The organism is Nocardia sp. NPDC051990 (assembly GCF_040680755.1).
Taxonomy (GTDB): domain Bacteria; phylum Actinomycetota; class Actinomycetes; order Mycobacteriales; family Mycobacteriaceae; genus Nocardia.
This window is the reverse complement of the sequence record NZ_JBFAXH010000008.1, coordinates 22,283-43,774: the sequence shown is the minus strand read 5'-3', so window position 1 is coordinate 43,774 and position 21,492 is coordinate 22,283. Positions and strand designations below refer to the sequence as shown.

Below are 21,492 nucleotides of genomic sequence, written 5' to 3'. Positions count from 1 at the left end.
GAGCGAACTGGTCAACGCGGTACCTCCGATTGAGCGCCCACCCCGCTCACCATGCTTCGCACTTGCCGCGCCGCAACCGACAGCGTGGCGAGATCGTGGGTTCCGGACTCGAACAACTCCGACAGCGCGGCCCGAGCGCGCCCGAGCCGGGACTGGTTTTTCGACTCCCAGTATGCAATCTTCTCGTCGGCTGTCTCCTCCGGGTCACCACCGGAGAGCACATCGAGGGTTAGCGAGCGCAGCGATCCGTACATATCGTCGCGCAGTGCGAGCCGGGCCAGCGCATGCCAGCGATCACCGCGTTCCAGGTGACTGACCGCTTGCAACAGCCAATCGATCTTGAGGTGATCGTTGAGCGCGTAGTACAGCGAGCCGACCTCGTCGCCGCTGCGATCGGTGATATCGGCGATATCCAACACATCGAGCAGCGGGAACAGATTCAGCAACCCGAACACCTCGGTGGCGAGGTCGGTCGGTGCGCCGCGCGCGATCAGCTCGGCGGACTGATCGGTCAACATCGAGACGTGATGCCCGCGCAGCCAGCCGGGTACCTGCGGCGCCAGTTCCCGCACGCCCCGGCTGTACCGGTTGATCTCCGCACCGACCGCGATCGGCTGCGGACGGTTGGTCAGCAACCAGCGGGAGGCGCGGTCCAGCGTCCGCTTGGTCTCCAGCTCGAGTTCGTCGCGCACCGACACCGCGGCGTCGGTGGAACGGATCCGAGCCCACATATCGTGCAGATCGAAGATCTCACTGGCCGCGGCGAATGCGCGCACGGCGTCGGTCGAGCTGGCGCCGATCTCCTCGTTCAGCCGATGGGCGTAGGTGATACCGCCGTAGTCGACCATCTCGTTCACCACCATGGTTGTGGTGATCTCGCGACGCAGTCGGTGCCGCTTGATGGCGGTACCGAAGCGCTCGCGCAGCGGTGTCGGGAAGTACTTCGGCAGCCGGGCGGCGAAGTACGCGATATCCGGCAGATCGGTTTCGAGCAGATCGGCCTTGAGCGAAAGCTTCACGTGCGCCATGAGATTGGCCAATTCCGGTGAGGCCAGACCCGTGCCCTCTTCGAGCCGGTGCTTGATCTCCACTTCCGAGGGCAGCGCCTCCAACTCGCGATCCACCCCGCGTTGCGCCTCCAGGTCTTCGATGAGCCGCTGGTGCACATTCAGCATCCCGGGCGCGTCGGCCCGGGAGATGCCCATCAGGAAGTTCTGGGAGACGTTGTCCTGCAACACCAGCTGGCCGACCTCATCGGTCATCGAGGCGAGCAGCGGATTGCGTTCGGCCTCGGGCAGTACGCCCGCGCTGACCACACCGTCGAGCAATACCTTGATATTGACCTCGTGGTCGGAGCAGTCGACACCGGCCGAGTTGTCCAGTGCGTCGGTGTTCATCTTGCCGCCGTTGCGGCAGAACTCGATTCGGCCGAGCGCGGTCGCACCCAGATTGCCGCCCTCGCCGATCACCTTGGCCCGCAGCTGATTTCCATTGACGCGCACCACGTCATTGGACTTGTCGCCGACCTCGGCATTGGTCTCGGTGCTCGCCTTGATATAGGTGCCGATGCCGCCGTTCCACAGCAGCTGCACCGGCGCGAGCAGGATCGCCCGCACCAGTTCCGGCGGCGACAGCGCGACCACATCGTCAGCCAACCCCAATGCCTTTCGCGCCTGCGGGCTGATCGGCACCGATTTCACGGTCCGATCCCAGACGCCACCGCCGGTGCTGATCAGCGAGGTGTCGTAATCGGCCCAGGACGAGCGCGGCAGTGCGAACATCCGCTGCCGCTCCCGGAACGACGGCGCCGCATCGGGCTCCGGGTCCAGGAAGATGTGCCGGTGGTCGAAGGCAGCCACCAGGCGGATGTGCTCGGACAGCAGCATGCCGTTGCCGAATACATCGCCGCTCATATCGCCGACCCCGACCACGGTGAAATCGGTTGTCTGCGTATCGATATCCATCTCTTGGAAGTGGCGTTTCACGCTCTCCCAGGCGCCCCTGGCGGTAATGCCCATCGCCTTGTGGTCGTAACCCGCCGAACCACCGGAGGCGAAGGCGTCACCGAGCCAGAACCCGTAGCGCTGGGCCACATCGTTGGCGATGTCGGAGAAGGTCGCGGTGCCCTTGTCGGCGGCGACCACCAGGTAGGTGTCGTCGCCGTCGCGGCGGATCACCCGCTCGGGCGGCAGTACCGCACCGGTCGCGCGGTCGACATTATCGGTGACATCGAGCAGACCGGAGATGAAGGTCCGATAGCATTCGACGCCCTCCGCGCCGAGTGCCTGCCGATCCGCGGTCGGATCACCGGTGGCCGGGGGCGGCTGCTTGACTACGAATCCGCCCTTGGCACCGACCGGCACGATGACCGCGTTCTTCACCGCCTGCGCCTTCACCAGGCCCAGGATCTCGGTGCGGAAGTCCTCGAGCCGGTCCGACCAGCGCAATCCGCCACGCGCCACCGGACCGAAGCGCAGATGCACACCCTCGACTCGCGGCGAATATACGAAGATCTCGAATTGCGGCCTCGGCTTGGGCAATTCGGCGATCTCGCGCGGTTCCACCTTCACCGAGATGTACGCGCGCGAATTGCCCTGGGCGTCGGTCACGTAGTAGTTCGTCCGCAGCGTCGCTTTGACCAGCGACAGGATCGCCCGCAGGATCCGGTCGGCGTCCAAGCTGACGACCTCATCGATGCGGCCGCGGACCAGGGTCTCCGAATCGGACGCGTGCTCGGCCGATTCGGTATCCGGGTCGAACCGCGCCGTGAACAGATCGACGAACAGGCGCGCGATATCCGGATAGGCGAGCAGGACCCTGGTGATATTCGCCTGGCTGTACGGGAAGTCGGCCTGCTGCAGGTACTTCGCGTACATCCGCAGGATCGATACCGCACGCCACGACAGCCGGGCCCGCAGCACGAGTTCATTGAGCCCGTCGGCTTCAGCACGCCCGAACCAGACCGCTTCGAAGGCCTCGGTGAACCGGTCGTGCAGGCCGCGCTCCTCGGATTCGAGCACAGCGGCTCTGGCCGAGGACTCGAGCAGTTCGGCGTCCAGATCCCGGTCCAGCGAACTGCGCAGCAGTTCTGGCCGAGCCAGCAAGCCGAAGTCATAGATCCAGCGTTCCCCGCCGTCATCGCCGACCACCGGATCCAGCAGAATCTGATATGGCCGCTCGTCGACCACCTCGACACCGAGGCTCTGCAGCACCGGCAGTACCTGGCTCAGCGAGATGCCGCTGCCGCCGATATAGAGCGTGAACCGCCACGAACCCGGCACCGAATCCGCACGGCGATACAGGTATTGATCGATCGAGCCAGCGGAGAGGCCCTCCAGTCGGGCCACATCGGCCAGGGCGCGCTCAGCGGCGAAATCCTGTTTGTAAGCCTCAGGAAAGGCCTCGGCGTAACGCTGTACGACGCCGGGATCCAGCACGGTCGAGGTGCTCACCGCGTCGTTGAGGCGGTCGTCCCAGGTGTGCGTCGCATCGGCGAGCAGGCTCTGGATGCGCAGCCGATTGGCCTCGGAGGTGTCGGCTTGGGCTACCGATTCGCGCGGCACCCCGTGCTCGGACTCCGGCATGCGCACCGTGAAATACACACTGGCCAGCTCACTTTCGCTGACCCGCGCGGAGTAGTCGATGGAGACACCGCCCAGTTCGCGCACCAGGATTTCCTGCATCTCCAACCGCACCCGCGTGGTATAGCGATCCCGAGGCAGATAGACCAGGCACGCGACGAACCGGCCGTAGCCGTCCGAACGCAGGAACAGCCGAATCTGTCGGCGCAGACCGACATTCAGCACCGCGGTCGCGGTGCGACGCATGGTCTCGGCATCGGAGGAGAACAGTTCGGTGCGCGGGAACGATTGGATGACCTCGAGCATGGCCTGTCCGGAGAACGAATCCAGATCGAAGCCGCTCTCCTCGATCACCGCACGCACCCGGCGCTCGATCACCGGGATATCCAGGACGTTCTCATGGACCGCGGTCACGGTGAAGACACCGATGAACAGGTGCTCACCAACGATCGTGCCGGACTCGTCGAAGTCGGCGACGCCGATGAAGTACGGGTACACCGAGCGGTGCACGGTGGCGGGCACCAGGCCCTGGGTGAGCATCAGCAGCGGGCGGTCGCCGGCGTTGATCGGCACCCGGAAGTCGGTGCCGACATCGGGCCGCAGCACTCCGAGGCAGGTAGCGGGCAGCGGATTCGAGATCATCTGTCCCTGCTCGGCGCTGAGCCGGTAGCGGGCGTAGCCGAGCACGGTGAAATTGCCACTGGCCAACCAGCGCAATAGATTCGCGGTATCGACCAGATCGGTCTCGGAGAACGGCGCGTGGCCGGATTTCGCCGCCAACTCCAGCTCATCGGCCAGACTGCTCTGCACCTGTTTGATGGCCTCGGTATCACCGATGACCTGACGCACATCCGCGACCACATCCGGCATCGACTGCTCGATCCGATCGAGCAGGGCCGGACTGGTCGACGGGTGCAGCTGCAGATGCATCCACGATTCGCGCAGGCCTCCGATGCCGTTGCTGTCGACCTCGTGCGGCGCGGCGCTGGTCAGCCGTCCCTCCGGATCGCGCGTCACCTCGAAGATCGGGTGGATCACCTCGCTCACACTGACGCCCATCCGGCTCAGCGACGAGGTGACCGACTCCACTAGTAGCGGCATATCGTCGATGACCAACTGCACCGCGGCGCCGAGGCCGGAGCCATCATCGGAGTGGTAGACCCGCACCAGCGCCCGCCCGACGGGGCGGGTCATCGCGAGTTCCAGATGCCGCCGGAAGATCTGAGTGATCCCGGTGATCGCGCAGTCCACATCGCCCGCGTCGACGTGGCGGAAATACGCCTCCTCGAGGGGTGCGAGCTCACCGCGCAGCGACTGCGGCAAACCCGCGGCCCACGCCGCACTGGACAATTCGGACGAGACCGTCATTTTTTCGCCAACTCCTCGGATTCGGTTCCGCAACAAAGTGACGCCGGTCCGAGAGTAGCTGTGCCTTGCTGACGCGCGGGTGAAATCCCTTCTAAATGCAGGGTGTTCACCGATACCGCAGCGTTCGCCGCTTGATTGCCGAGGTGGATGGTCCCGGCACAGCACCCGGTCGGACCGGCAACGTCAGGTAGACGCAATCGCGATGGTAGCGACCCAATGCCGGGACTGCGCCTGCACATGCACGGTCCCCACCATAGTCAGATCTTTGGCAGGGTGTGCGTCGACCGTATTTCCTTCGATGAAGACACTGCGCGGTGCCTGTCCGCCGCAGTTCCTTCGGAAGAATGACCGTTCGACACCGTCATGCACAGATGTGATCGCCTCGGCACCGGTTCGCAACCCGATGCGGCGGCCCGGCACCGAACGGTCTTCGGCGATGGCGACCGTGGATTGCTCGAACTGCGTCTGCGCATGCACACTCCAACCTTATCGCCGTGACTTATGCATATGGCACATCGTGGCGTCGGAACTCACGCCTTATTCATGAAGGAGATGAATAGCGAGGCATCGAGCACGACGCCACGCATCGGCAAACAAGAGACACTGGTGCAGATCGGCTCGATGCGCGCGGGTCGGGTGCGGTGATCAGGGCACGCACGATCAGGTCGTCAACGATTTCCTTCGTCCTCGGGAAACCGGAACCACCCCGCCCGACCTCTGCGCCGAGGACGTCTTCTACGACTTCACTGCCGCGAAACGGCCCAAGTCGATACGATCGCGGGTCCATCATCGACCTGTCGGCGTACTGCATTGAGTGAGGTACTCGGCGACCAGCCAAGGCGGCATACCGGTGTCGCCTCCACGACCTGGACGAGGAAATCGCCGAGGCTACTGCATGGTCCGACGCAGCCCGCACGCACACCTGCTACCGAACGCGACGCTCTCCTCGAGCAACCCGCCGCCACAGCAAATCTGCTCAGCCCCAACTGGGTGACCGGTTCGAATGCCGAGCGCGCCAGGGCACGGTGCGCACAGCAATCGTCGCCGGACCGAAACCGATCCCTTCGGCGGGGCAGTACCCGGCAACCGCCCCGCCGAACGCCGGACTCAGTCGCGGGTGAGCTTGCGGTGCGTCACCCGATGCGGGCGGGCCGCTTCCGGGCCGAGGCGCTCGATCTTATTGGCCTCGTATGCCTCGAAGTTGCCCTCGAACCAGAACCACTTGGCCTCGTTGTCGCTATCGCCCTCCCACGCCAAGATGTGGGTGCAGGTGCGGTCGAGGAACCAGCGGTCGTGGGAGATGACCACGGCGCAGCCCGGGAACTGCTCGAGCGCGTTCTCCAGCGAACCCAGCGTTTCCACGTCGAGGTCGTTGGTCGGCTCGTCGAGCAGGATCAGGTTGCCGCCCTGCTTGAGGGTGAGCGCGAGATTCAGGCGGTTGCGCTCACCACCGGAGAGCACCCCGGCCGGCTTCTGCTGGTCCGGCCCCTTGAAGCCGAATGCGCTGACGTAAGCGCGCGAGGGCATCTCCTGGTTGCCGACCTCGATGAAGTCCAGCCCATCGGAGACGACCTGCCAGACATTCTTCTTCGGGTCGATGCCCGCGCGGTTCTGGTCGACGTAGCTCAGCTTGACCGTCTCGCCGACCTTCACCTCACCGCTATCGGGCGACTCGAGGCCGACGATCGTCTTGAACAGTGTGGTCTTACCGACACCGTTCGGACCGATGACACCGACAATGCCGTTGCGCGGCAAGGTGAACGACAGATCCTTGATGAGCTGACGGTCACCGAAGCCCTTGTCCAGATGCTCGACCTCGACGACCACATTGCCCAGGCGCGGACCCGCCGGGATCTGGATCTCCTCGAAGTCCAACTTCCTGTGCTTCTCGGCCTCGGCCGCCATCTCCTCGTACCGGCCGAGGCGGGCCTTGTTCTTGGCCTGGCGGGCCTTGGCGCCGGAACGCACCCAGGCCAGTTCCTCCTTGAGCCGCTTCTGCAGCTTCTGATCCTTCTTGCCCTGGACCTCGAGACGATGGGCCTTCTTCTCCAGGTAGGTGGAGTAGTTGCCCTCATAGGGATGGGTCCGGCCGCGGTCGAGTTCGAGGATCCACTCGGCGACATTGTCGAGGAAGTACCGGTCGTGCGTGACGGCGAGGACGGCGCCCTGGTAGGTGGCCAGGTGCTGTTCGAGCCACAGCACGCTCTCGGCGTCGAGGTGGTTGGTCGGTTCGTCGAGCAGCAGCAGGTCGGGCTTGCTGAGCAGCAGCTTGCACAGCGCGACGCGGCGGCGCTCACCACCGGAGAGGTTGGTGACCGGCTCGTCCGGCGGCGGGCAGCGCAGTGCGTCCATGGCCTGTTCGAGCTGGGAGTCGACATCCCAGGCGTCGGCGTGATCGAGGTACTCCTGCAGCTTGCCCATTTCGTCCATGAGCTCATCGGAGTAGTCGGTGGCCATGAGTTCGGCGATCTCGTTGAAGCGATCCAGCTTCACCTTGACCTCACCGAGGCCCTCCTCGACATTGCCGCGAACCGTCTTCTCCTCGTTCAGCGGCGGCTCCTGCTGCAGGATGCCCACCGTCGCACCTCGTGCGAGGAAGGCCTCTCCGTTATTCGGCTGGTCCAGTCCGGCCATGATCTTCAGCACGCTGGATTTACCCGCGCCATTGGGGCCGACGACGCCGATCTTCGCGCCGGGAAGGAAGTCCAAGGTGACATCGTCGAGCACGACCTTGTCGCCGTGCGCCTTGCGAACCTTCTTCATTTGGTAGATGAACTCAGCCATACGGGAAAGCCTATCGGTGTGGGTGTCAATGGAATGCAGCAGAGCCACCACTGTCGCCGGGGGTATCCGACCTGTGGTCAAGCGTCGACTGGCTCGGTATCCGCGGGTTGAGGTGGTGCGGTCGTCGCGTCCTCCCCCGGTCCCTCCCCATCGACGCGTGCACGGTCATCAGTGCTGGATCGGTCGCAACTATTCCGTGCCAGGGTACCGGGTCCGGACGCCGCGCCCGAAACCGCGCGCCGGACCACCTGTGCGGTGCAGCGGGACAGGTCCGGTCCGATCGAGCTGGCGCGCATCTCGACGTCGCGCCGCTCCACGCCATCCCTGGCCCGATACTCGTGGGTGCGCAACTGCCCGTGGGCGATAATCGGATCACCGCGACGCAGTGAGGCATCGACACCGACCACCAGCCGACGCCAGCAGCTGACAGTGAGATAAAGAGTCCCGCTGTCGACCCATTCACTCGTCTCCGGATTGAACCGCCGAGAATTGCTCGCCATCCGGAACGTCACCACCTGCTCGCCATTGGTCAGACCCCGCTTGACCGGATGCGTCACCACGGTCCCGATCACGGTCACCATCGCTTCGTACATCGTTGCGCCCCTTTATATTTCGATCGGTCAGACTCTCGGGTGTTACTCCCCTTCAAGCCTGACGGCTCCGAACCCCTCCGGCCGCGCCAATTCCCGAATGTGGACAACTTCGCCGCATGTGGACAGTCGCCGCTTCACAAACCCCAGCGGAGTTAGATGACCGACAGATCGGTATTGGCGCCACACAGCACGATCACCGGCCGCTCGCCCTCGGCAGGCACATACGCACCGCTCTGCACGGCGGCCAATGCCGCCGCACCCGCAAGTTCCACCACGATCCGGAATTCGCGCCACAGATATTCGCGAGCGGTCGAGATGGCGTCATCGGTCACCAGCAGCGACCGGACCTCATAGCGACGCGCGATATCCAGCGCAATATCCCCGATGCGATTGGCACCCAAGGAGTCCATCGCGATGCTGCGGACATTCACATCCACCGGCCGGTCCGCGAGCAGTGCGGCGTTCAGCGTCGGAATGCCCTCGGGCTCGACCCCGACCACCTGCTGGCGCCGCCCCAGCGCCGCCGCGATCCCGGCGACCAGTCCGCCGCCACCGACCGCGACCAGCACCGACGGCCGCCCGCGCACCTGCTCCTCCAACTCCAGCCCAACCACACCCGCACCGGCGACCACGGCGGGCAGGTCGTAGGCGTGCAGCTGCAACGCGCCCCGCTCTTCGGCGAGATCGGTCGCGTATTTGTACGCCTCGGCGTAAGTCGTTCCGTGCCATAGCACTTCGGCACCGTAGGACCACATCGCGGCCACCTTGGTATGCGGTGCCGACTCCGGAACCACCACCGTGCACGTCTTGCTGAGCCGAGCCGAAGCCAGCGCGGCCGCGATCCCGGCATTGCCCGCGGACGCGATAACCACCTGGTCGACCTGCGCGGGCGACTCCAACAGCGCATTGAAACTGCCACGCACCTTGAATGTCCCGCCATGCTGCAGGTACTCGAGTTTCAGCGTGACCGGAACCAGCCCGTTCGGTCCGATGATCGAGGTATGGAAAACCGGCGTCTTGCGCACCTGCCCGGCCAGCCGTCTGCGGGCCGCCCGCACATCGGATCGATAAACCCGTCGGGCGTGCCTGTTCTCCATCACCGCGGTACTCCGCTCACTCACGCTTGCACCTCGATGGGAGCTCAATGACGTATTCCTCGATCACGTTTGGCCAATTCGGCGAACATGGCATTGTGGGCGGCCAATTCCGCGTCGTGGTCGCGGTCGGCGGCCCGGTCGGTTCGTTTCGCGAGTTTCGCATCGCTGCGCGACCACTGGATGAGCAGTGCCAGCATCACCACGACCAACGGCACCTCACCGCTGGCCCAGGCCAGGCTACCGCCGGTGCGCTGATCACCGAGCAGGTCGTTGTTCCAGCCGAGGGCAAGACTGCCGAAGAACCATCCACCCATCACGGTGGTCATGCTCATCAGCGCGATGCCGAAGAAGGCATGGAAGGGCAGGGAACCGAAGATCATGCCCAGTTTGGTCAGCGGCTGCACCTGGCGCGGCTTGGGGTCGATGCCGATGACCACCCAATAGAACAGATAGCCGCTCAGCAGGAAATGCAGATTCATCATCAGATGCGCGGCATGGGAATCGACGAACGAGTCGTAGATACCGCCCATGTACAAGGCGTAGAACCCGCCGACGAAGATCACCGAGGCGACGATCGGATGGGTCAGAAAACGCGAGACCGGATTGTGCACCGCGGCCAGAATCCACTCCCGCGGCCCTGGCACGCCGCCGCGCCCGGCCGCGGGCAACGCCCGCAGCGCCAGGGTGACCGCACCGCCGAGCGCGAACAGAATCGGCGCCAGCATCGATAACGCCATGTGCTGTCCCATGTGCACGCTGAACACCGCGGGCGAATACCGTCCCACCCCGGATGAGGTGGTAAAAAGCAGGATGGCGCAGGCCGACAACCAGGCGATGGTCCGGCCGATCGGCCAGGCATCGCCCCGCGCGCGCAACCGCCGCACCCCCATCAGGTACAGCACGGCAAGCACGATGGCCAGCGTGCCGAAGATCAAGTCGAAGCGCCAGTCGAACAGGATTCGCGATGTCGTGGGCGGGCCAGCGAGGTTGTAGCCGAGTTTCACCTCGGCGGGTGTCGGCACACTGGTCGGCGGCGGTGGCGGCGTGCGCCCCAACCCAACGGCCAGACCCATGGTCGCAGCGAAGATCAGCACCTCCAGCCCGCCGAAGCGGATGAGCGCGGCGCGGTCCCGCGGATTCGCGGCGAGTGCGGGCAGGCTGGCGCGGCGCTGCAGATATCCGAATACGCCGAGCACTACCAGTGCACCGGCCTTCGCGATGACGAGTCGGCCGTAGGTGGTGGTGAACAGATCGCTCCACGGCACCCGCACCCAGGAATTGATCACACCGCTGACACCGATCACGACGAAGGCGATGGTGGCGGTGAGCGAGAACCGCCGGGCCGCGATATCGGTGTGCTCGCCGCCGCGCATCGCATGCGCGAGCACCGCGAACAATCCGCCGACCCACACCGCGGCCGAAACCAGGTGCAGGATCAGGCTGTTGGTGGCCAGGTCGTGCGAGCCGCCCGCGGCCGAATGCCCGGTCAGTGCCAGCGGCATCATGGTCACGATCGCGCCGCCGAACAGCACCGGGGCCCAACCCCAACGCAGCGCGAGTCGGCAACCCACCGCGACGATGAGCGCGAACACCGCCGTCATCCGCCAGGCCTGGGCCAGCTCCACTTGGCCGATCGCGTGCCACAGCTGCTCCGGCCGCCAGATCTGCCCCACCGGCTGCCCGGTGGTGTCCGACACTGTCAGCGGAATGAGCAGTGCCGCACAACACGCCCAGGTCAACGCGAAGTTCGAGGCGCGCCGCACCGCGCGATATCCGCCGACATCGAGCAGCCCATCGGACTGCGGCGGCACCAGGAATGCGGCGAGCAGCAGCGAGCCGACGGTCAGCGCCGCGGCCAGATCGGCGAGTGCGCGCACCGCGGGCAGGCCATAGGTGGTCAACGGTCCTGGATCCGGAATACCGAGCAGACTCAGCGCCTGTGCCGCCGACAGTCCGACGATCATCGCGGCAACCACCGCTGCGATCGCACCGGCCAGCACTGTCAGCGTCGCAAAGGTCGCCCCGGAGCCCGGCTTACCCGCTTCGAGCTCGGGGACGGCGAACGGGTCCTGCGGTGACGACATGGCACTGAGCGTAGTCGGCCCTTGATACGTGGCCCGGTGGGGTTTGGGCCGATATGGCGGCGAGCGGATCGGAGGTGCGATGTCGATCATGCCGCGACTCGCTTGGCCGCACATCATGGTGGCTGAGATGTTGCTGAGGCCAAGAACCTAGCCACCTGGACGGTCGCTATGATTGCCGCGCTGGACAGCACGGCCAATGTCGGCCATGGTGGAACCCACTGCCTCCGTAGCTCAGTTGGATAGAGCAAGGGCCTTCTAATCCCTAGGTCGCAGGTTCGATTCCTGCCGGGGGCACCACGCAGCCCGTCTGTTCGCGTTTATGCGGGTAGACGGGTACCGCGTACGTCACCTCGGCCGCTGTCGACCGTACGCGGATCCAACCTCGAGGGTTCGTCCCCGAGTCGCATCAAGGAACTCACCGATTCAGTTGTCATGTCTGTGACCGATCTCCCATCCGGATAGCCCGAAGTGTGCAGAGGTCACCGCAGTGGGATAGGTACCACACCAGCCCACGCGTTAAACGGGGTAAACCAGACTTCTTCAGCCGAGGTCTACCCGATCCGCGGTCAGATCGTGCCCATCACCGATCCGGGCGTCTCGGCATCGGTGCGTGACGAAGCGCATCCTCTGGGGCGCGCCTATGTCCACCCTCGCAGCCACGATTGGAGCCTTGGTGGCTCACTGGACCGGTTCGACAAGGATACGGCGGTACCTTCGGTATCCAACTGCTCCGGGCAGTGCGCCGTGAATTGGCCGCCGCTGACCGTGAATCGCGATCAGGCGTTCTACACCAGGGGCGTCGATCCCCAGCTCGTCGGATTCATCGAACGTGCCGACGGCTCCTGCCAGATCACCATCGACGGTTGGCCGATGTACTACTTCTTGAAAGACACCAAGCCGGGTGACCTGCTCGGTCAAGGTGTCGGCGGAACGTGGTTCGCGGTGAGCCCGAACGGCGGCAAGGCTCTGAGCAAGTGAGTACAACGGCCCCGTACGCCGCCGGTCGGATGTCTGCTCAGCTGTCGAGTTCAGCAATTCCCACGACAGCAGATCCGTCAGCCCAGGATCTTCCGCCTCCATGAGCGATAGACCTGGTATATGAGGTCCATTCCGGCAAAGCCGGATAAACCGGTAATCCTGGCATGGCAGTGCTGGTCCGGACCGTCGGCGCGGAACTCGACGCGTAATCGACATCGACTTCCTCGTCGCGGTCCGGGGCCTGGTCACCGACGTAGTCGAGGTGGATCTGGAATATCGGCAACAAGTATCTATCCGCAGATCGCCGCCACCGCACCGGCGAGCAACGACAACCCGCGATCCAGTTCATCGTCACTGATTGTCAACGGCGGCAACAGCTTTACTACCTCATCGGCCGAACCCGAGGTCTCCACGAGCAGCCCGCGTTCGAAGGCGAGTCGGCACACCTTGCCCGCACGGGAGGCTTCCTCGAACACGATGCCGTGCACCAACCCGCGCCCACGCGTCGAGACACCGGGAAACGCCGCCGCGATTTCGGCGAGCGCGTGCGCTACGTATTCCCCTTTGGCCAGCGTAGACATCTCCAGCGCGCGATCGGACCAGTAGTGCTCGAGCGCAACCCGCGCGGTGATGAATGCCGTATTGTTGCCACGGAAGGTGCCGTTGTGCTCACCGGGCGCCCACTGATCGAGTTCGGGCTTGAAAAGCACCAGCGCCATAGGCAACCCGTATCCGCCGATCGATTTCGACAGCGTCACGATGTCGGGGGTGATGCCCGCGAACTCGAACGAGAAAAATCCACCGGTCCGTCCGCAACCCATCTGCACATCGTCGACGATCAGCAGAATTCCGCGCGCGCCGCACAATTCGGCCAGCTGCCGCAGCCATTGCGCGCGTGCGACATTGACCCCGCCCTCACCCTGCACCGTCTCCACGATCACCGCGGCGGGCTTGTCCAAACCCGAGGAGGCGTGGTCTAATGCGCGCCGCATCCAGCGCAGATCGTCGGCTTCATCGAGGAAGCCGTCGTACGGCATGGGCATCGCATGTGGCAGCGGCACACCGGCAGCGGCACGTTTGGCGGCATTGCCGGTCACCGAAAGCGCGCCGAGCGACATCCCATGGAAGGCGTTCGTGAAGTTGAGTACGGTCTGGCGTCCGGTGACCTTGCGAGCCAGTTTCAATGCCGCCTCGACCGCATTCGCGCCGGTCGGACCAGGGAACTGCACCTTGTAGTCCAGCCCGCGCGGTTCGAAGACCGTGTCGCGCAATGCCTCGAGCAGCCGCCGCTTGGCGATGGTCGACATATCGAGGCTGTGCGTGATCCCGTCACCGACGATGTAGTCCAGCAACGCCTGCTTCAGCACCGGATTGTTGTGGCCGTAGTTGAGTGCACCCGCGCCCGCGAAGAAGTCCAGGTAGTCCTTGCCGCTCTCATCGCGCAGCCAGGCGCCGCTGCCGGTGTCGAAGACGGTCGGCCAGGCCCGGCAGTACCCACGCACGTTCGACTCGAGCGTCTCGAAAACGGCCATCGCAGTAGCGTTTCGAGCGACCTGCAAGCAGCCGCTAGCGGCGACAGTCATCGCGATCCTTCCTGTCGTGCGCGATCGCCCATGAGGCAAATCTGAAGTGACTGTGTTTCTAACATTGGTGCAGCAGGTTTGTCGCACTTTTCCAAAAATCGCGCGCTGACCTACCGCGCGTCCCCCAACGCGCCGTAGAGTCAACCGTTTGTGCGCGGTAAAGTAGAGGGCAACAGATCGCAACTCGCCGCACTGCACGCACTCCGAACCGCGCGGCTGTACCTGTACCTCATCCGAGCCGGTTTCCGGCGCCAATCCCAGTACAAGCTCGCGATGTTCGCCGGCCTGTTCACCAACTGCGTCTTCGGATTCGTGCGCGCGGCGGTGATGATTTCGGCGGTGCGGGCCTCCGGCGGTTTCGGCGGTTATGACGCGGGATCGATCGGCGCCTACGTCTGGCTGTCCCAGGGACTGCTCGGGGCGACCCAATTCATGGGACCACCACTGGAATTGGTGGATCGGGTCAAGAACGGCGATATCGCGATCGACTTCCTGCGTCCGGTCGATGTCCAATTCAGTTATCTCGCCATCGATCTCGGCCGCGCGGCTTCCACCTTCCTGCCGCGCGGCGTGCCGAGCGTCCTGGTCGGCATCCTTACCTTCGGACTGGTCATGCCGGGTACGCCGGGGCCCTACGTGCTCGGGCTGGTCAGCGTGCTGCTAGCCGTCGCGTTGTCATTTCTATGCCTTTTCGCCGTCGGATTGATCGGATTCTGGGTTGTGGAAACCCGTGGGCTCCGAGTGCTATACCAGATTTGCGGCACGTTTCTGGCCGGGCTGTTCGTGCCGGTCCACATGTTCCCCGCATGGCTGCGCACCGTCGCGCATGCCACTCCGTTCCCATCGATCCTGCAGTCGCCGATCGATGTCCTGTCGGGTCGGGTCACCGAGATGGATGCCGCGATAGTCGTTGCCGCGCAAGCATTCTGGGTACTCGTGGTCGGCGCGGTCGGCCGGGCGCTGCTGGTGGCCGGGCGCCGCAGGCTGGAGGTGCAGGGTGGTTGAGCCCCCGTATACGCCCCTACCGGCCGGCACCTGGTTCACTCCCTACGCCGCGGTGTTGCGCTCGCGGATGCGAGCCCAGCGCGCATACCGATTGTCCTTCGCCAGTGAGGTATTCAGCGCCTTCCTGATCGGCATCGTCGAATTCGTCGAGGTGTGGGTCATCTACCACAATGTCCATCTGCTCGGCGGGCTCGATCTCGACGGCGCACTCCTGCTGTTCGGTCTGAGCAACACCGGATTCGCACTGGCCCAAGTCCTATTCGGCCACCTGGATTCACTACCGACGCTAATCCGACTCGGCGTGCTCGACGCCTATCACCTACGACCCCAGCCACTCCTGCTGCAGCTCATCACCAGCGACATCTCGCTGCGCCGATTCGCCCGTGCCTCGGTGGCGATCATCGTGCTCGGACTCGGTCTCGTTCGCAACGATCTCACCTGGGGTCCACAAACTCTCGCACTGCTGACGACTACCCTGCTCAGCGGCATCGCCCTCTTCGGCGGCCTGTTCGTCTGCGCCGCCGGCGCGCAGTTCTACCTGATCGACGGTGCCGAACTGACCAACAGCTTCACCTACGGCGGCTCCTTCGCCGCCATGCAACCGGCTTCGGTATTTCCGACATCACTGAAGCTGGTATTCGGCCTCGCCATTCCGGTCGCGTTCACCGCGTACCTACCGACCATCGCACTGCTGCACCTACCCGGCCCACCGCTGCTGCCGGCCTGGCTGGCCTGGTACGCACCGTTTGCGGCGCTGTGGGTGTGGCTGCTCGCATTGGGTCTGTGGCGACTAGGCACTCGGCACTATCAGGGAGGCGGCGGATAAGCGTGGCGGACAGTGAGTTATCGGACTCGATCATCGAGGTCGACAACCTGACAAGGCAATTCACTCTATACCGGAGAAACGGGCAGCGCTGGCGACACAGCCGCGAAACGCTCACGGCGGTCGACCGGATGACGTTTCGCATCGAACGTGGTTCGGCAGTAGGCTATATCGGCGCGAACGGGGCGGGCAAGTCGACCACAATCAAAATGCTGACCGGGATCCTGGTCCCTACCTCAGGCGCTGTGCGCACTTGCGGCCTGGACCCGGTGCGACAGCGGCGCGAACTCGCCGCCCGGATCGGGGTGGTATTCGGGCAGCGCTCCCAGCTGTGGTGGGATCTACCACTGCGCGAATCGTTTTCGATTCTGACCGCGATCCATCGGCTGGAATCCGATGTCGCGCAGAAACGTACCTACGAGTTGGTCGAACAATTGGAGATGGCCGAGACGCTGGACACTCCGGTGCGCCAGCTCTCGCTCGGGCAGCGCATGCGGGCCGAGGTCGCCGCGGCGCTGCTGCACTCCCCCGAACTGGTCATTCTCGACGAGCCGACCATCGGCCTCGATGTGCTGTCGAAACAGCGGTTACGTGAGTTCCTCCGCGCCGAACGCGCCGAACGCGGCACCACCCTGTTGCTGACCACACACGACATGGGCGATATCGAACGGCTCTGTGATCGGGTGCTCGTCGTCGACCGCGGCAGTCTGGTGTACGACGGTTCACTGACCGGACTCGCGGCGCGCGTCGGTGCCCGGCGGGTGCTGGTCGTCGATCTGGCCGAACCGACCCGCAATCTCGACGATGTGCCCAGCGCCGAGCTGTTGACCAGCGAGGGCGGCGGCATGCGCCAGCGATTGGCCTTCGATGCCGAATCGACCACCGCCGCACAGGTTCTCGCTGCCGTCTCCGAGCGTGCCGAGGTTCGCGACCTGTCCATAGAGGAGCCGGACATCGAGGACGTGGTCCGGCGGATCTATGAATCCGCCTGGTGACCGACGCCGGTGTCCGGCTCCCGATTCGGTTGGTATTCAGTTGTTTTCGGGTTCCCGAGCTCCTTGGTCGAGCCGGAACGGCGGGTATTCGTCACGCATCAGCGAGGCGTACGCACTCACCCGGATGGCCCATCGGTGCAGGCCGAGCAGGAAATCGAACAGCCCCTTCGGATAAACCGCTGTGAACAGCAGTGCCACCACCGCGACCAGTAGCAGCGCGTTGGCCAGCGTGAATCCGCCCCAGTTATCCTTGCCGCCCATACTCGCACTGAAAATCGCACCGAGGATCAGGTAGTGCGGAATGGCCAGCAGCCACCATTTCACCAGCACCAGACCACGACTCAGCTGCTCGGGATAGTCGATCTCCAGGTCCGCCGGATAGTCCGGATCGGACTGCAGACTGAACGGCGGATACCTATCGGTGCCGAGCACGGAGTAGGCGTAGAAGCCGACCCGCCAGCCCCACCGCATGACCCCGACATTGAAGTCGAACAGTGCGCGCGGATAGTTACCGGTGATCAGAATCGCGAAGAATGCGACCACCGAGACGATCACGTATGCGATGTACAGAAAAATCAGAATAATGGCGTGTGGGATGGCCAGGATCCATTTGACCAACCACATCCATCGCGATAGCGCGGGATCGAGATCTCCTCGGACACGAACCGGATTGGCCGGGCCAGCCGCAGCGACGGTGTTCTCGGGCTCCATAATCGATGCTCCTTCCAGGTGCTTCGATGCCTCGACAAACGGGAGGAATGTCCTGATTGTCCCGTAACGGACGTCCGGTTACACCACATTCCGATACCGACACGCCAACGAAACGGTGGCTGCCGCCGTGGCGAATCATGCAGTGCCGCAATGGCCCCGCCGCGGGCCTCAGCCTGGCGCCTGCCCCTGGGCCGAGTACAGACTGACCTCGCCCTCCTCACCGAGGAAGGCGTTCACCAGCATGATCTGCCCGGCCTCCAGCTCGTCCGAGTCGGGAGCGCTGGTGGTGATCGAGATCTGCGGAACCACCGCCCAGTTCACGACATAGCGTTCCGGCGGTCCGTCGTCGTCGGACAGGCGCGCGAGTCGAAACACCGACACCGTCTTGCGGAGGATGAGCGTGCGCACGACCTCGGCGATTCGCTCCGGATCTTCCAGCGCGAACATGAACCCGAACGTCAACTCGGGCGAAGACACATAGGCGGGCACAAATACCGAGGCTAGTCGATCGAACGATGTCGCGCTCGCGCTCCCCCGAAGTGGTTGCTGCCCATGCGCTCAGCGATTTCCCGAGGGCCGGAAAATTCGGCAGTTATGTGACCGATCCGTAACGGATCATAACGATTTCCCGGCAGCTCATCTGCTTTTACACCATACTATTGCGCCGATTCGACTATCGCGCTTTCCTGAAAAGGTCCCGATTTTCTCGGGCCGTCTTCCTCATCGCATCGTCGCGGATTTCCCGGTTTCTTTGCCGTGCTGATGGCTGTGTGGGCGGCGATCCGGGTGCGGGGCTGCGCCGGAGCCGAGGGGTGCCCCTCGCTGAAATCCTCCTCGGCCCTGGCGCATCCAAATACACTCATCGTCACCGCAGGGGCGTGCATCATGCCTACCGAATACGCAACGGGTCGTATCGGAGCCGACGAGCTGCCATCGCCATCGGCACTACTGCGCGCATTTCGCGAACCCCACGATCCGAATCGACACCGGCACCGTGTCCTGGACTCAGGACGCGAACTGGTCGAATGCCACGAACGCAGGCGCGATGCCCTGCGGGCGGCGCATGCGCCGGACGTGTCGAGCGGATGCGTCGCGCAGTGCCTGCAACTCGTCGACGACGTCGACGCATACCGCACCGAACTGGTCGGCCACATCGACAATTGGGTCGCCGACAATGTGCAGCACCGCACCGGCGCCTCGTTGCACACCGAGACCCTGGGCGCCGTCATCGATCGAATGGCGGCGAAATGGGTTGCGGCACACCATGCATTGGGTATATCGGCATCGATCGAGCCGCCGCATCCACTGCAGTTGGACGATGACGCCCAGCTGCAGTGGAGCCGGTTGGCCGAACTGGCCGACGGGTACAAGGACCTGATCACCGATGTGATCGAGCACCGGCGCAGGCTGCCGTTATGGTGATCACCCGGGGGTTCTCCAGCCCCCTATCGATCGTTGTGGGGCTCGACCACTTCCGCGTCGACAAACGAGGTGCTCGGCTCGACTTCCGCGTCATAGAACACATCGGCCTCATCGTCGACGAGCTCGTTGGCGCGCTGCGCCGCGGCATCTTTGCGCGCGGCGGCCGCGGCCTCGTTCATCTCGATGGCGTCGGTGATCCACTCACCGATCTCCCGAGTGACCTCCGCGACGGTGCCGGTGATGATGTTCGCAATATTTCCGACATGCCGCGCACCAGAGGAAGTCAATTCTTGAATTAGATCCTTGTTACTTTCGAATTTCCCGATCATTCACCCGCCCACTTCGGTTGTGTTCCGTTGTCGCATCACGATAACACCGGACGTGGACTCTTTCCCGACCAAGAACGGCGGCAGTGCCAGTTTGAAAATCTTCAGCCGGACCGATCCGACTTGCTTACCGAGCGAACCGGTGTTGTAGGGCATCCCATACTTTTCGCACAGCGCCCGGACCTCCGGGGCGATCTGCGGATAACGGTTCGCGGGCAGATCCGGGAACAGATGGTGCTCGATCTGGTGCGACAAATTGCCGGACATGATGTGGAACAGATTGCCGCCGGTGATATTGGCCGAGCCGAGCATCTGCCGGACATACCATTCACCGCGGGTCTCCTCGGCGGTCTCCTCCTTGGTGAACGTCTGTACGCCCGTGGGGAAGTGGCCGCAGAAGATGATGGAGAAGGCCCAGAGGTTGCGCACCAGATTCGCGGCGACGTTTCCGGCGAGTGTGCTGATGAACAGCGAGCCGGTCAGTGCCGGGAAGACGACGTAGTCCTTGAGCACCTGCCGACCGGCCTTGCGCCACTGGCCTTTCAGCAATCGCTTGATCTCCGACCAGCTCTTGTTGCCCCGGAGGATGTTCTCCACTTCCAGGTCATGGCCCATCACACCTCGGCGATGACCCACACGACGAATATCGCCGGTCAGTCTACGGCGCGAATGTCCCCGACTGGGGTATGCCGTCCGGGCTACGGACGGGCAGCAGGGCAGCGACACCAACGGTCAGGACCACCAGAATGCCGACAATGCCCGCGCGGTCCGCGTCGAAGGCCCAGACGAAGAAACCGAAAAGTGCTGGAGCGAGGAAGGATACGGCGCGGCCCGTGGTCGTGTAGAGGCCGAACATCTGCCCCTCGCGGCCGGGTGGGGCCAGCCGGGCGAGGAACGAACGGGCGGCGGACTGGGCCGGGCCGACGAAGATGGTGAGCAGTAGGCCGAAGACCCAGAACATGACCGGACCGGACACGATCAACAGCGCGATGCCACATATCACCATGGCGACCAGCGATGTCACGATCACGATCTTCGGACCGAGACGATCGTCGAATCGGCCCGCGGTGAGCGCACCAAGTGCCGCAACGACATTCGCGGCAATGCCGAACAGCAATACATCGGAGTCGGCGATACCGTAGACCCGCACGGCCAGGATCGCGCCGAAGGTGAATACGCCGGCCAGACCATCGCGGAAGATCGCGGCGGCGACCAGGAAGCCGACGGTGCGTCGATCCACGGCCCACAACTCGCGCAGATCCCGCCACAGCACCTGGTACGAGCCGAAGAATCCAGCCTTCGCCGCGCCGGGATCGGCATCGGTATGCGGTAATTCGGGTACAGCGAAGAGCACCGGCAGGGCGAAGGCTGCGAACCAGACGGCGGCCAGCATCACGACCAATCGGATATTCGTACCGTCATCAATGGGGACGCCGAGTAGGCCGCGGTTATCACCGTGGCCGGAGATGAAGCCGAAGTAGCTGATCAGCAGGATGAAGATGCCGCCGAAATAGCCCATGGCCCAACCGAATCCGGAGACCCGACCGACATCGGTAGGGGTGGAGACCTGACGCAGCATGGCATTGTAGGGCACGCCTGCCAGTTCGAAGAATGCGGAGCCGAAGCCGAGCAGGACGAGGCCGAGCCAGAAGTAGTGATAGTCGTCGTGGACGAAGAACATCAGCGCCATCGTCAGGATGGTCAGCGCGGTCAACACGCCGAGTGAGCGTTTACGTTTCGCACTCGCGTCGTAGCGCTGACCGCTGATCGGCGCGGTGAGTGCGACCACGAAACCCGCGATGCCGAGGGCCCAGCCGAGCCACGCACTCGGCGATACACCGCCCGGCAGATCGTCGCCGACCTTATTCGTGAGGTACACCGAGAAGACGAAGGTCAGGATCACGGCATTGAATGCCGAGGCCCCCCAGTCCCACAACCCCCATGCCACGACTTGCGCGCGCCCGGCGGCCTGCCCGACAGTCGCCCGTGCGTCAACCTCCGCCCCACCTGTCACTCGGCCACCACCCTCATCGAAATCGCTGCGCGATGTGGCGCTCATGGGCGCAGCCTAGTGCGGATTCCGTCGGCAGGCGGGCCAACTCCCGATACGGCCCTCGATATGCACTCAGTTGCATAGTACTG

At 64.2% G+C, this 21,492-nt stretch carries 16 protein-coding genes, 1 tRNA gene and 1 pseudogene; 6 read left to right on the top strand and 12 right to left on the bottom strand.

Annotated features, from left to right (window positions below; genetic code table 11):
- Window positions 1-11 precede the first annotated feature (11 nt).
- From AB0L63_RS17100 to AB0L63_RS17075, 6 genes are all read right to left on the bottom strand, one after another.
- Window positions 12-4,949 carry an NAD-glutamate dehydrogenase gene (locus AB0L63_RS17100; RefSeq protein WP_364501195.1) on the bottom strand — a complete coding sequence of 1,646 codons (4,938 nt, stop codon included), beginning with the start codon at window positions 4,947-4,949 and terminating at the stop codon, window positions 12-14.
- Between the two features lie 183 nt (window positions 4,950-5,132).
- The gene (locus AB0L63_RS17095; RefSeq protein WP_364501193.1) at window positions 5,133-5,426 is read right to left on the bottom strand and encodes a hypothetical protein; all 294 of its coding nucleotides are present in this window, start codon (window positions 5,424-5,426) and stop codon (window positions 5,133-5,135) included.
- A gap of 630 nt (window positions 5,427-6,056) precedes the next feature.
- Entirely contained in the window at window positions 6,057-7,733 is a 1,677-nt protein-coding gene (gene ettA / locus AB0L63_RS17090; protein WP_364501191.1) for an energy-dependent translational throttle protein EttA, read from the bottom strand.
- 77 nt (window positions 7,734-7,810) lie between these two features.
- The gene (locus tag AB0L63_RS17085) at window positions 7,811-8,326 is read right to left on the bottom strand and encodes a single-stranded DNA-binding protein (RefSeq protein ID WP_364501188.1); all 516 of its coding nucleotides are present in this window, start codon (window positions 8,324-8,326) and stop codon (window positions 7,811-7,813) included.
- A 152-nt stretch (window positions 8,327-8,478) separates the two neighbouring features.
- Window positions 8,479-9,423: a threonine/serine dehydratase gene (locus AB0L63_RS17080; RefSeq protein WP_364501850.1), complete on the bottom strand. Its 945-nt coding sequence runs from the start codon at window positions 9,421-9,423 to the stop codon at window positions 8,479-8,481.
- 44 nt (window positions 9,424-9,467) lie between these two features.
- A complete protein-coding gene (locus AB0L63_RS17075) occupies window positions 9,468-11,507 on the bottom strand; it encodes a cytochrome c oxidase assembly protein (RefSeq protein ID WP_364501185.1) in 2,040 nt (679 codons plus the stop codon).
- A 220-nt stretch (window positions 11,508-11,727) separates the two neighbouring features.
- Between AB0L63_RS17075 and AB0L63_RS17070 the strand changes: the two genes are divergently transcribed.
- Both AB0L63_RS17070 and AB0L63_RS17065 read left to right on the top strand, forming a co-directional pair.
- Window positions 11,728-11,804, top strand: a tRNA-Arg gene (locus AB0L63_RS17070).
- 276 nt (window positions 11,805-12,080) lie between these two features.
- Window positions 12,081-12,485, top strand: a complete 405-nt coding sequence (locus tag AB0L63_RS17065; protein WP_364501182.1) for a hypothetical protein — start codon at window positions 12,081-12,083, stop codon at window positions 12,483-12,485.
- 290 nt (window positions 12,486-12,775) lie between these two features.
- On the opposite strand, the gene ectB is transcribed toward AB0L63_RS17065, so the two are convergent.
- The gene (gene ectB, locus AB0L63_RS17060; RefSeq protein ID WP_364501179.1) at window positions 12,776-14,017 is read right to left on the bottom strand and encodes a diaminobutyrate--2-oxoglutarate transaminase; all 1,242 of its coding nucleotides are present in this window, start codon (window positions 14,015-14,017) and stop codon (window positions 12,776-12,778) included.
- Window positions 14,018-14,218: 201 nt separating this feature from the next.
- Here ectB and AB0L63_RS17055 point away from each other — a divergent pair, with 201 nt between their 5' ends.
- The 3 genes from AB0L63_RS17055 to AB0L63_RS17045 all read left to right on the top strand — a co-directional run bounded on the left by AB0L63_RS17055 (window position 14,219) and on the right by AB0L63_RS17045 (window position 16,891).
- Complete coding sequence (locus tag AB0L63_RS17055; RefSeq protein WP_364501176.1) at window positions 14,219-15,073, top strand: ABC-2 family transporter protein; 855 nt, start codon at window positions 14,219-14,221, stop codon at window positions 15,071-15,073.
- A complete protein-coding gene (locus AB0L63_RS17050; protein WP_364501174.1) occupies window positions 15,066-15,899 on the top strand; it encodes an ABC-2 family transporter protein in 834 nt (277 codons plus the stop codon). The genes AB0L63_RS17055 and AB0L63_RS17050 overlap by 8 nt, the downstream gene beginning before the upstream one ends.
- 128 nt (window positions 15,900-16,027) lie before the next feature.
- The gene (locus AB0L63_RS17045; protein WP_364501171.1) at window positions 16,028-16,891 is read left to right on the top strand and encodes an ATP-binding cassette domain-containing protein; all 864 of its coding nucleotides are present in this window, start codon (window positions 16,028-16,030) and stop codon (window positions 16,889-16,891) included.
- A 36-nt stretch (window positions 16,892-16,927) separates the two neighbouring features.
- Here the strand turns inward: AB0L63_RS17045 and AB0L63_RS17040 are convergent, their stop codons facing one another.
- Both AB0L63_RS17040 and AB0L63_RS17035 read right to left on the bottom strand, forming a co-directional pair.
- Window positions 16,928-17,602, bottom strand: coding sequence for a DUF4389 domain-containing protein (locus tag AB0L63_RS17040; protein ID WP_364501168.1), 675 nt, complete (start codon window positions 17,600-17,602; stop codon window positions 16,928-16,930).
- Between the two features lie 168 nt (window positions 17,603-17,770).
- Window positions 17,771-18,049, bottom strand: coding sequence for a hypothetical protein (locus tag AB0L63_RS17035; RefSeq protein ID WP_364501165.1), 279 nt, complete (start codon window positions 18,047-18,049; stop codon window positions 17,771-17,773).
- 438 nt (window positions 18,050-18,487) lie between these two features.
- On the opposite strand from AB0L63_RS17035, the gene AB0L63_RS17030 reads away from it, so the two are divergent.
- Window positions 18,488-19,024 carry a DUF4254 domain-containing protein gene (locus tag AB0L63_RS17030; protein WP_364501162.1) on the top strand — a complete coding sequence of 179 codons (537 nt, stop codon included), beginning with the start codon at window positions 18,488-18,490 and terminating at the stop codon, window positions 19,022-19,024.
- A 23-nt stretch (window positions 19,025-19,047) separates the two neighbouring features.
- Here AB0L63_RS17030 and AB0L63_RS17025 read toward each other — a convergent pair whose 3' ends face one another.
- From AB0L63_RS17025 to AB0L63_RS17015, 3 genes and pseudogenes are all read right to left on the bottom strand, one after another.
- On the bottom strand, window positions 19,048-19,311 hold the full coding sequence (locus tag AB0L63_RS17025; RefSeq protein ID WP_364501160.1) for a hypothetical protein: 264 nt from the start codon (window positions 19,309-19,311) through the stop codon (window positions 19,048-19,050).
- A 42-nt stretch (window positions 19,312-19,353) separates the two neighbouring features.
- Window positions 19,354-19,971 (bottom strand): annotated as a pseudogene (locus tag AB0L63_RS17020) (acyl-CoA desaturase); the annotation flags it as partial.
- 37 nt (window positions 19,972-20,008) lie between these two features.
- Complete coding sequence (locus AB0L63_RS17015; protein WP_364501157.1) at window positions 20,009-21,409, bottom strand: MFS transporter; 1,401 nt, start codon at window positions 21,407-21,409, stop codon at window positions 20,009-20,011.
- Window positions 21,410-21,492 lie beyond the last annotated feature (83 nt).